We start from the raw sequence: 10,075 nt of genomic DNA, 5'->3' as shown, positions 1-10,075 counted from the left end.
CGCGCCCGGATGCAGGCGCAGGATCGCGCCCAAGAGGTTCGCGCCGTTGGAATAGCCGAGGAACGTGGTCCGGGCGGGGTCGAGACTCAGCCCGGCAAGTTCGCTTTCGATGAACTGGACGAAATCCGCCGCCTCGGCGCGGATATGGTCCTGGTCATAGGTCACGGCGTCGAAGCGGCGGAACCAGCGGTTGATCCCTTCCTCCTGCGAGCGGCCGCGGACGCCCAGCAGTCGGGCATGGGGGCTGAGGCGACCCGCCAGCGGCATCAGGTCGGATTCGTCGCCGCCGGTGCCGTGCAGCAGGACGATCACCGACCCGTCGGGCTGATCCGGCACCAGAAAGCGGTGAGCGAAGCTTGAATCGCGCATTCCTGCGTTCCTTCCACGTTTCCGCAGGACGATCAGAGCATGTTCCGCCCCCCGGATCGACCGCCTTTCGGTCCCGGCATTGACCTTGGCGCGGTTTTGCTGCATCAGGCGGCACCCGAAGGGCGCGGCGATCAGCCAACAGCGCCCGTTTCCATCCCCCAACTTCAACCATGCCCTGACGCCCTTTCACGCGGCGCATCCGGCATATCGAAGCCAGGTTGACCCGATGTTCCTTTCGACCCCGGACCCCGCCCGCGCGCAGATGGCCGGCGCGACCCCGATCATCGCCGGATTCGAGTGCAGCCGCCTTCACTGGAACGGCCATGACCTGCTGCATTCCACCAACCACCTGCCGGATGGCGCGATGCCCCACCACTACCGCGTCGCCGCCGAGGAGGGCGCGGCAGGCGCCCGCGACGGACTGTCCTGGCGCCACGACATCGCCGCCCGCATCGGCGCGGTGCCCCAAGGCTTCCCGGTGATCTGGGATCTCGTCCATTTCGATGCCCCGCCCCGTCCCGCGCAGCACGCGGTCGCCTGCTGCACGGCGCTTCCGCCCGATTCCTGGGTGATCGCGGTGAACGAGCCCTCGATCGGCCGCCGCGTCTCGGGCATGACGCCCGGCCGGGCCACGCAGATGGCGCTGCGGATGATGACCACGGCGGCCTGCCTGCCGAACCGTCCACGCTTTGCCACCTGCGACCCGTTCCATCACCTGCATCCCAACGTCTTCAAGGCCACCGACAGGCTGGTCGCCAGCGGCCATGTGCAGATGGTCGGCGTCAACTACTATCCCCATCACGCCATCGAGCCGCTGCATCGCGTGTTGCGGGCGGTTGCCGACCGCTACCATCTGCCGGTGATGATCACCGAGACCGGCTGGCACGACGGGTTGCCCGAGGCGCATCGCCGCTTTCCCCATGTCCGCGACCGCTGGGACTGGCTGACCCATGTGAAGGCCGAGATCGAGCGGTCAGGGGTGCCTGTCGCCGGTCTCTGCTGGTATCCGTGGCTGGACATGCCGGCTTGGGACAACCCCCGCCACGGCCGCTGGCCCTGCGGCTGGCCGGGGCGGCAGGCTTAGGGTCCGGGAACTGCGGAAAGGGCGCCGGAGGTGCTCCGGCTGACCTGGCTTCCGTGAGGCTCGCGGCTTTTTCCCGGCAGTTCGCACGGCACCTGGCGGGGCTTGTTGGCGGTCCACCGAACGGAGCGGCCGGAGGCAGCCAGCGCACGGACCAATCCCCAGTCTTGGTCATCGCTCTGAACGGGGAAGCGGTGGAAGCAGCCCTCGCCGGGATCACGGGCGCGAGTTGGCCGGTCCCACCCGCGCCAGCAGGATCACCGGCAGGATGCCGACGAGGACGATGGCCCAGGCGGCGATTGCGGCTTCCTCATAGGTGCCGCGGGCGGCTTCGCCGTAAAGATGTGTGGCCAGCGTCTCGAAGTTCAGCGGGCGCAGCAGCAGGGTCGCCGAGAGTTCCTTCATGCAGTCCACGAAGACCAGCAGTCCGGCGGCGGCCAGTGCCGCCCTGGACAGCGGCAGGTGGACATGGGCCAGCATCCCGGTGACGCCATGGCCCAGGGTCCGGGCGGATTGGTCGTAGCTGCGCGGGATGCGGGTCAGCCCGGCCTCGACCGAGCCGATCGAGATGGCGAGGAACCGCGCCAGATAGGCATAGCCCAGCGCCACCCCAGATCCGATCAGGACCAGTCCGGGGTCGATCCCGAACAGCGCCCGTCCCGTCTGGTTGATCCAGCGGTCCACCCCCGCCGCCGCGATCAGGATGCCAAGCGCGAGGATCGTGCCCGGCATGGCATAGCCCAGCGAGGCGACACGGTGGACGATCTGCATGGACCGCTGCGGATAGACGCGCGAGGCACAGGCGACAACCAGCCCGCAGATCAGCACCGCCACGGTGGCCGAGGCTGAAAGGACAAAGGTGTTGCGCGCCTCGATCACCAGCCGGTCCGACAGCCCTGCAAACTGGAAGCGCTGCCAAGCCTCGACCGCGAGGTAGAGCGCGGGCAGCAGGAAGCCGAAGATCACCGGCAGCAGCCCCAGGCCCAGCGCGGCCAGCCCGGCGCGCCGCGACAGCCGCTCGCGCGCGAAGCTGCGGGCGCGCTGGCCGCTGACCGCATAGCGCTGCCGCCGCCGCGCCCAGCGCTCCAGCGAGATCAGCGCCACCACCAGGAGCAGCATCGCCAGCGAGATCTGCGCCGCGCCCGGCAGATCCGACCGCGTGACCCAAGTCGTGTAGACCGAGATCGTCAGCGACCGCACGCCGAGGAACTCGGATGCGCCGATGTCGTTCAGCGTCTCCATCAGGGCAAGGCTGACACCCACCGCGATGGCGGGACGGGCGAGGGGCAGGGCGACGCGGCGGAAGATCAGGCGGCGGGTGGTGCCGAGGGTGCGGGCGACCTCGACGAGGTTCCCGGCCTGCGTCATGAACATCGCCCGCGTGGGCAGGTAGACATAGGGGTAGAGGACAAGGCTCAGCAGCAGGATCGCCCCGGTCATGGACCGGATGTCGGGCAAGCGGAAATCGCGCGGGCTGTCGTAGCCGAGGACGGCGCGAACCAGTGACTGGACCGGCCCCAGCGGGTGCAGAAGGTCCAGATATGCGTAGGCCACGATATAGGTCGGCACCGCCAGCGGCAGCAACAGCGCCCATTCCAGCAGCCGCCGTCCGGGAAAGTCATGGGCTGTCACCAGCCAGGCCGCCGAGGTGCCGATCAGCGCGGTCAGCACGCCCACCCCGGCCATCAGCATCGCCGTCTGCCCCAAGGCATGCGGCAGCACATGGGCGGCCAGATGCGACCACAGGCCCTCGGACCCCTGCGCGGCCTGCCAGAGCAGGGCCAGCAGGGGCACGAGGACCAGCCCCGCGATCAGCAGGCTGGCAAGAACCCAGACCCTTCCCCCGAAAGAAAAGGACCTGGAAACCCGTTCGCTGTCGGTTGCCAGAACCGTCATCCGGTCGTTCCGGCCGCGGCCTTCGCGGGGACCCGATCAGTTGTCGAAGCCGACGCGGTCGACCAGTTCGCTGGCCTGCTTGCGGTTCGTCACGATCTCGGTCAGCGGCACGGGATCGACCTTCAGCTCGCCGATCGAGGCGATGATCGGGTCGATGGCGGCGCCGGGCTTCACCGGATATTCGTAATTCGCCTCGCCATAGATCTTCTGCGCCTCGTCCGAGACGAGGAACTCCAGCAGTTGCACCGCCTGGTCCCGGTTGGGGGCGTTCTTCGCCACGGCCGCACCGCTGACGTTCACATGGGTGCCGCCATCCTCGAATGTGGGCAGGATCACCTTGATCGCCTCGCCCCATGCCTTCTGCTCGTCCCCGCCCCTGCCGGAACGCATCAGCCCCACATAATAGGAATTGGCGATGGCGATGTCGCAGATGCCGCCGAGGATGTCCTTGGCCCCGTCGCGGTCGCCGCCGCCCGCCTTGCGGGCGAGGTTGTCCTTAAGGCCGGTCAGCCAGGCCTCGGTTTCCGCCGCGTCGTGATGGGCCATGAAGGCCGAGAACAGCGCCGTGTTGTAGGGATGCTGGCCCGAGCGGATGCAGATGCGGCCCTTCCATTCCGGGTCGGCCAGATCCTCATAGGTGATGCTGTCGATCTCGACGTCATTGGCCGCATAGACCACGCGGGCGCGCATCGACAGGGCGAACCACTCGTTCCCCGGATCGCGCAGGTTCTCGGGGATGGCGGCGCTCAGGACCTCGGATTCGACCGGCTGGGTCAGGTCGCGTTCCACCAGGTCGACCAGGTTGCCCACATCCACCGCCATCAGCACGTCGGCGGGCGAGCTTTCGCCTTCCGAGGCCAGCCGCTCGACCAGCCCGTCCTTGAGGAACACCGTGTTCACCGCGATCCCCGTGGACTCGGTGAAGGCCTGAAGCAGCGGCTCGACAAGGCCGGGCTCGCGCGAGGTATACAGATTGACCTCCTGCGCCGCGGCCGTACCGGCGGCAGCGACAAGAGCCGTGCCGGCCAGAATGGCGCGGATGACGGTGGTTTCAGCTTTCATGATGACCCTCTGACGTCCCGGATTGACGGTTTCACGGGTCATACATCAGCCTCTGCAACTTAGTCTATAGTTTCTATCGACTTTCTACCGGGTCCGGCCATTCCCGGTTCTTCGTCAGCGAAAACATGGATCTGCGCCCCGTTCAGCTGCAGGCTGACCTTCTCGCCCACGGCCATGGGAATGCGGACATGGGAATGCATCCGCAGCGTCTCGGCCAGGGGATGCACCATGATGTCGATCAGCTCGCTTTCCCCCATGAAGGTCTTGGCGACCACGCGGGCCGAGATGCCGTGCCCGTCCGGCCCGATGGACAGCGCCTGCGGCCGGATGCAGGCCAGCGCCAGTGCGCCGTCCGGCAGATCGAGCGCGGCGGGAAAGGTCCCGATGGGCGTGTCGATCCGCCCCTTGTTCCAGATCCCCGTCAGGCGGTTGCACGGTCCCATGAACTCGGCCGCATAGGGAGAGATGGGGCGGTCGTAGATCTCGAAGGGCGTGCCCACCTGCTCGATCCGGCCTGCCCGCATCAGCACGATCATGTCACCCACGGCCAGCGCTTCCTGCGGGTCGTGGGTGACGATGATCGCCGTGGTCCCGATGCGGCGCAGGGTGTCCAGCGTCTCTCGCCGCACCCGTTCCCGCAATCCCTGGTCGAGATTTGAGAACGGCTCGTCCATCAGCAGCACCGCCGGCTGCGGGGCCAGCGCGCGGGCCAGCGCCACCCGCTGCTGCTCTCCTCCCGACAGGGAATGGGGATAGCGGTCCACCAGGTGGCCCAGCCCGATGCGTGCGACCACCTCGGCCACGCGGTCGCGCCGGGCGGATCTGGAAAGGTGGCGCAGGCCGAAGGCGAGGTTTTCCGCCACGCTGAGATGCGGGAACAGCGCATAGTCCTGGAACATGAACCCGATCCTGCGGTTCTCGGGTTCGACAAAGTGGTCAGGGCCGGCGATCTCGGCCCCGCGCATCAGGATGCGGCCGCTGTCGGGGCGGTCCACGCCTGCGATGATCCTCAGCAACGTCGATTTGCCACAGCCGGATTCGCCCAGCAGGCAGGTGATCCGGCCCGGCGGGATGGACAGCGAGATGTCGGACAGGACCAGCCTTGACCCGAAGCGGCGCGACACATTCTCAAGTTCGAGCGATGACGCGGAAGCCGCGGCCATGACCTGCATTCCCTCGTTCGACCCTCTCCGCCTGACGATGGCGGGCGGGGCTTGATCCGGTCGGCAGTATCTACCCCCTCGGGCCGCCATTCTCCAGTAGGGTGCCTTCTTTCGTCGGGAATGAAACCGGCAGAAAGGACGGCATCCGCAAGCGACGCAGCGCTTGGCGAAGCCCAGGGCTGAAGGATCAGCCAAGCGGCCGGCACAGCCGGCAGTCGAGCCGTTGCCCTGATTATTCAGTCGTCGCGTGCATTAACCTGTGTCATCATCTTCTGCAGCCGCGGACTCTTGGCGGCACCAGGTCATGAGGGATCAGGAATGGCTAAGAGACTTGTGAAGGGGACGAACAGGGCCGATCTTCTGACCGGCAGCCTGGGTCGTGACATCATCTTCGGCCTTGCCGGCGACGACAGCCTGCTGGGCGACCGCGACATCAAGGGCAAGGACGGCGAGAAGGCACAGGTCAGGGGCGCCACCGACCTGCTGTCCGGCGGCACGGGCCACGACATGCTCTGGGGCGACGGCCGTGTCATTTCTGGCGGAAACGGCGCCGAGGCATCCATCATCGGCGGCGGCGACATCCTGCACGGCGATACGGGGGACGACACGCTCTACGGCGACGGCACCATCGAGGTCGCCGCGCCGAGCGAATACGCCCGTAGCGCGGACATCCGCGGCGGCCGCGATGTCCTTTACGGCGGGGCCGGCAACGACGTCCTTTATGGCGATGGCCTCGTTTCCGGGGGCGCGGCCAGCAGCGCTCGGATAACGGGCGGTGCGGACAGGCTGTTCGGGGGGGATGGCAACGACATCCTCTACGGCGACGGCCTGCTGGAACTCTACGCCTCTGAAACGCGCCTTATCGGTGGCGCGGATCTTCTGGACGGCGGCGCAGGCCACGACACCCTTTACGGCGACGGCATCGTTTCCCCGTATCTGTACATGGGCGGAGAGATGACCGGCGGCAAGGACGTCCTGCATGGGGCAGCCGGCAACGACGTCGTTTATGGTGACGGCGGCGTTTCCACCTTCAGGTCCTCGGCACTGCTCAAGGGCGGGGCGGACAGGATCTGGGGCGGCAGCGGCAACGATCTTCTGCAAGGCGACGGCTGGGCCGATGGCAGCCATGCCGAGGTCGTGGGTGCGAACGACTACCTTGACGCCGGATCAGGCGCCGACACCGTCATCGGCGACGGATCGGTGAGCGCCGCCCCCGGCTTCAACCCCGGCACCGGTGTGCTGCGCGGGGGTAATGACACGATCGACGGCGGGACGGGCGCGGATTCGGTGCTTGGGGATGGCAACGTCTCCACGAATGGCGAATCGACCCTGACAGGTGGGGCCGACCGGATACAGGGGGGAAGCGGAAACGACATCCTTTACGGTGACGGGGTGGTCGAAGGCGTGGACCTGGCGCTGCTGAAGGGCGGGAACGACACGATCCATGGCGGCGACGGCAATGACACGATCTACGGCGACGGGGCTGCGGACAGCTGGTATGACGACTGGTCCTTCGGCCGTATCGAGCTGCTTGGCGGCAAGGATCGGATTGTCGGCGGCAAGGGCGACGACGTCCTGTGGGGCGATGGCACGGCGAGCAACGGCGCCGAGCGGGTGATTGCAGGCGGCGCCGACACCTTCATCTTCAACGAACGCGACGGCCGGGACGTGATCATGGATTTCCGCAGCGCGGACGATGACCTTGTTCACCTCAACACCAGAAGACTGGCCTGGTCCGACCTTGATACCGACCGCAGCGGAAGGCTCGACGATGCCGACCGCTTCGTCCTTCTTGAAGACGGCGGCACCCGCATCGACTATGGCGCCGCCGGCGGGTTCAGCGGTCCGGGGCAGGACATCCTCATGGTGGCCGGTGTCACGGGGATGACGGCTTCGGACTTCCTGTTCGGCTGAACCGCAGGGAAGCCACGGTTCCCGCGAGAAGGCCTGAGCCTCGCCATTCCTGTCAGGAAAGATGGCGAGGCTTCCGGCCTGCATGGAGGCATCCGAACCGGGTCGGCTGAAACGGCGGCACATCTGTCCCAAGAAGGCGCAGGAATACAGCAATGCGTCCGCAGAGAGGGCTGGCCGATTCCGCCATCGCAAGCCGCACCGGCCTGGCGCATGGGAAGCAGGAATTGATCAGCCACCCTGCAAGCCTTGTCAGCACGCCGGACAATGAACTGAAATAACTTACAAAACGCGAGGTTTGGTAGGCCCGGAGGGCAGGACGTAAGTCCCGCCTTTCAAGGCACTACGCTGGCGAACCCTGAAAAACTCGCCACTGAAAAGACTGTCGAAAACCTGCCAATGGCGAACCTATCAGGGGTCGCTGAAACCGAAAACCCCGGCGCGCTGGCGGGCGCAACCGGGGCTAATCAGCATAGCAGTGCTTTCACCGACAATCATACTCTGAACCGCCTGCGGACTGCAAGCGCCCTAGCCTGTGCAGTCGCAGCCTGTGACCCGGACGACCGTGTTCTCTTCTTGGAGCGTCTGCTGGAGGAACTACGCCCCGGCTGGCCGCAGGTGCCGTTCCTCTGCGGCCTGATGGAAGAGGCCGCGTTCTGGGCTGATCGGGCGAGCCGGGCCGAGCTGAAAGCCTACTGCCTCGCCAGCTATCAGCGGATGACGCCCGCCGATCAGGCCGCGTTCCTCGGCTACGTCCAGCAGAGGGAGGCGGCGTGATGGGCTTCCATGAAATGGCCGCCATCGACAAGCGTTACCGCGAGGAAGTCGGGTATCGACCCCGGCCCAATCTGTTCGGCCGGGCGCTGGACCTAGCGGGCGCTATCCGCCCCTCACACAAGATCAAGCCGGTTCTGGAAAGCCGCTATCTGGTGAAGGGATGGCTCGACCGGGGCGCGTTCAGCGTCGTCTACGGCGAGTCCAACGTGGGCAAGACCTTCCTTGCCATGGACATCGCGATCCATGTTGCGGCCGGCGAGGACTGGCACGGGCACCGCGTCCCTTCGGACGAGAAGTGGGCCGGGCCGGTGATCTACGTCGCCAGCGAAGGCGGGACCGGAATCAACAACCGCTTGGAGGCCATGCGCCGCACTCAGCCAGAACTGATGAAGCGCGTGGACGAGAACGGCGACCTCTGCATCCTGGCTGCGCCGATTGATCTCTGCACCGCCGAGGACGCGACCTATCTGTCCGAGGCGATCAATCAGGACTTCGACAACAAGCCGTCCCTGATCGTGATCGACACCCTCGCTCGTGCAATGGGCAACGGCGACGAGAACACCGCCAAGGACATGGGACAGTTCGTCCGCAGCGTGGACCACCTGCGCGAGGCGACCGGCGCCCATGTCATGGTGATCCACCACAGCGGCAAGGACGCCAGCAAGGGCGCGCGAGGCTCTGGCAGCCTGCGAGCAGCCGCCGACACCGAGATCGAGCTGACGCGGACCGATGGCATCATCATGGCGGAAACCCGCAAGCAGCGGGACATGCCCTGTGACGCCGTGTTCGCCTATCAGCTCAAGAGCGTGTTCCTCGGCTTCGATGATGACGGCGACAAGGTGACCAGCGCAGTCGTGGCACCCGCCGAGCCGGTGAACCGAAAGAACCGTGTGAAGCTGACCGGCACCGACAAAATCGGGCTGCAAGCTCTGTCGGATGCTCTGGCCGAACATGGAGAGGTCAAGCACGGGGAAATGTTCCCGCGTTCCCGGCAGTGCGTTCCCCTAGAGCGGTGGCGGGAGTTCTGCGACCGGCACAGCCTTTCCAACGGAGAAGGCGACAGCAGCAAACGGACGGCCTTCCACAAGCTCAAGAACCGCCTGCAAGACAAGGAGATCGTCCGCATCGTGGATGGCTTTGTCTGGAAGGTCGAGCCTGAGGATAGCCGTTCCCCCCGTTCCCCGACCGTTCCCGAGAACGAAGGGAACGCCGGTCATGCTGCCGTTCCCACCGTTCCCGCGCTCTATAAGAGCGGGAACGAGGGAACGCTGACCCAGCCGGGCATCGAACCTCCTGTCCTTTACCCAGCCATGACAACTGACCCTGACGCTTTCGACCCGGAGATGTGGAAGTGACCGATTTCACAATTGAGAAACTGACCGTCATCGACGGCGAACCGAACTACGCAGGCAACAGGCTGCTGGCCTCGTTCACTGTGGTCATGCCGTGGATTACCATTCGCGGCTGCGTCCTAGTCGAGAAGGCAACCGGCATCGTTCGGGCCTACGGACCATTGGGCAAGACGCCTCGTGGACACGCAGCCAGTGCCGAACTGACGGACGCCACTCTGGCACGGGCGATCACGCGCAGGGCCGCGGTCATCTATGGCGCCTACACTGGCCGCGAGGTCTCGGACGAATGACGACGTGCCTCTCCGTAGGGGAGTCGAACCTCCGCAGCAGCCGCACCCTAGGCCGGGGGGGTGGTCCTGAACTTTCGCCCCTTTCAGGGGACCGGCGCGGGGGGCTTCGCGCAAGATATGATCGAATTGGAGATTTTCGGTAACCATCCGGTGTGGGCCGCAGATGGGCGCTGT

Annotated in this window: 9 protein-coding genes; 5 read left to right on the top strand and 4 right to left on the bottom strand. The window is 66.2% G+C overall.

What is annotated here, in order from left to right; genetic code table 11:
• Positions 1-369: alpha/beta hydrolase (locus Q4F04_RS12265; protein ID WP_368660726.1), on the bottom strand; the 369-nt coding region annotated here is incomplete at its 3' end.
• 226 nt (positions 370-595) lie between these two features.
• Between Q4F04_RS12265 and Q4F04_RS12260 the strand changes: the two genes are divergently transcribed.
• Complete coding sequence (locus tag Q4F04_RS12260; RefSeq protein ID WP_303370107.1) at positions 596-1,453, top strand: hypothetical protein; 858 nt, start codon at positions 596-598, stop codon at positions 1,451-1,453.
• A gap of 213 nt (positions 1,454-1,666) precedes the next feature.
• Here the strand turns inward: Q4F04_RS12260 and Q4F04_RS12255 are convergent, their stop codons facing one another.
• The 3 genes from Q4F04_RS12255 to Q4F04_RS12245 are packed head-to-tail and all read right to left on the bottom strand — an operon-like array spanning position 1,667 to position 5,571.
• Complete coding sequence (locus tag Q4F04_RS12255) at positions 1,667-3,346, bottom strand: iron ABC transporter permease (RefSeq protein ID WP_303370106.1); 1,680 nt, start codon at positions 3,344-3,346, stop codon at positions 1,667-1,669.
• A gap of 36 nt (positions 3,347-3,382) precedes the next feature.
• Positions 3,383-4,408, bottom strand: a complete 1,026-nt coding sequence (locus Q4F04_RS12250; protein ID WP_303370105.1) for a Fe(3+) ABC transporter substrate-binding protein — start codon at positions 4,406-4,408, stop codon at positions 3,383-3,385.
• Between the two features lie 59 nt (positions 4,409-4,467).
• Positions 4,468-5,571 carry an ABC transporter ATP-binding protein gene (locus Q4F04_RS12245; protein ID WP_303370104.1) on the bottom strand — a complete coding sequence of 368 codons (1,104 nt, stop codon included), beginning with the start codon at positions 5,569-5,571 and terminating at the stop codon, positions 4,468-4,470.
• 318 nt (positions 5,572-5,889) lie between these two features.
• Here Q4F04_RS12245 and Q4F04_RS12240 point away from each other — a divergent pair, with 318 nt between their 5' ends.
• The 4 genes from Q4F04_RS12240 to Q4F04_RS12225 all read left to right on the top strand — a co-directional run bounded on the left by Q4F04_RS12240 (position 5,890) and on the right by Q4F04_RS12225 (position 9,901).
• Positions 5,890-7,485, top strand: coding sequence for a calcium-binding protein (locus Q4F04_RS12240; RefSeq protein ID WP_303370103.1), 1,596 nt, complete (start codon positions 5,890-5,892; stop codon positions 7,483-7,485).
• 573 nt (positions 7,486-8,058) lie between these two features.
• Positions 8,059-8,259 carry a hypothetical protein gene (locus Q4F04_RS12235; RefSeq protein WP_303370102.1) on the top strand — a complete coding sequence of 67 codons (201 nt, stop codon included), beginning with the start codon at positions 8,059-8,061 and terminating at the stop codon, positions 8,257-8,259.
• 14 nt (positions 8,260-8,273) lie between these two features.
• Positions 8,274-9,614 (top strand): helicase RepA family protein, encoded by a 1,341-nt coding sequence (locus Q4F04_RS12230; protein WP_303370101.1) that lies wholly within the window; start codon positions 8,274-8,276, stop codon positions 9,612-9,614.
• On the top strand, positions 9,611-9,901 hold the full coding sequence (locus Q4F04_RS12225; RefSeq protein ID WP_303370100.1) for a hypothetical protein: 291 nt from the start codon (positions 9,611-9,613) through the stop codon (positions 9,899-9,901). The genes Q4F04_RS12230 and Q4F04_RS12225 overlap by 4 nt, the downstream gene beginning before the upstream one ends.
• The last annotated feature ends 174 nt before the right edge of the window (positions 9,902-10,075 follow it).

Source organism: Paracoccus sp. (in: a-proteobacteria) (assembly GCF_030536915.1).
Lineage (GTDB): Bacteria > Pseudomonadota > Alphaproteobacteria > Rhodobacterales > Rhodobacteraceae > Paracoccus.
The sequence above is the reverse complement of the archived record's forward strand: the minus strand, read 5'-3'. Positions and strand labels throughout refer to the sequence as shown.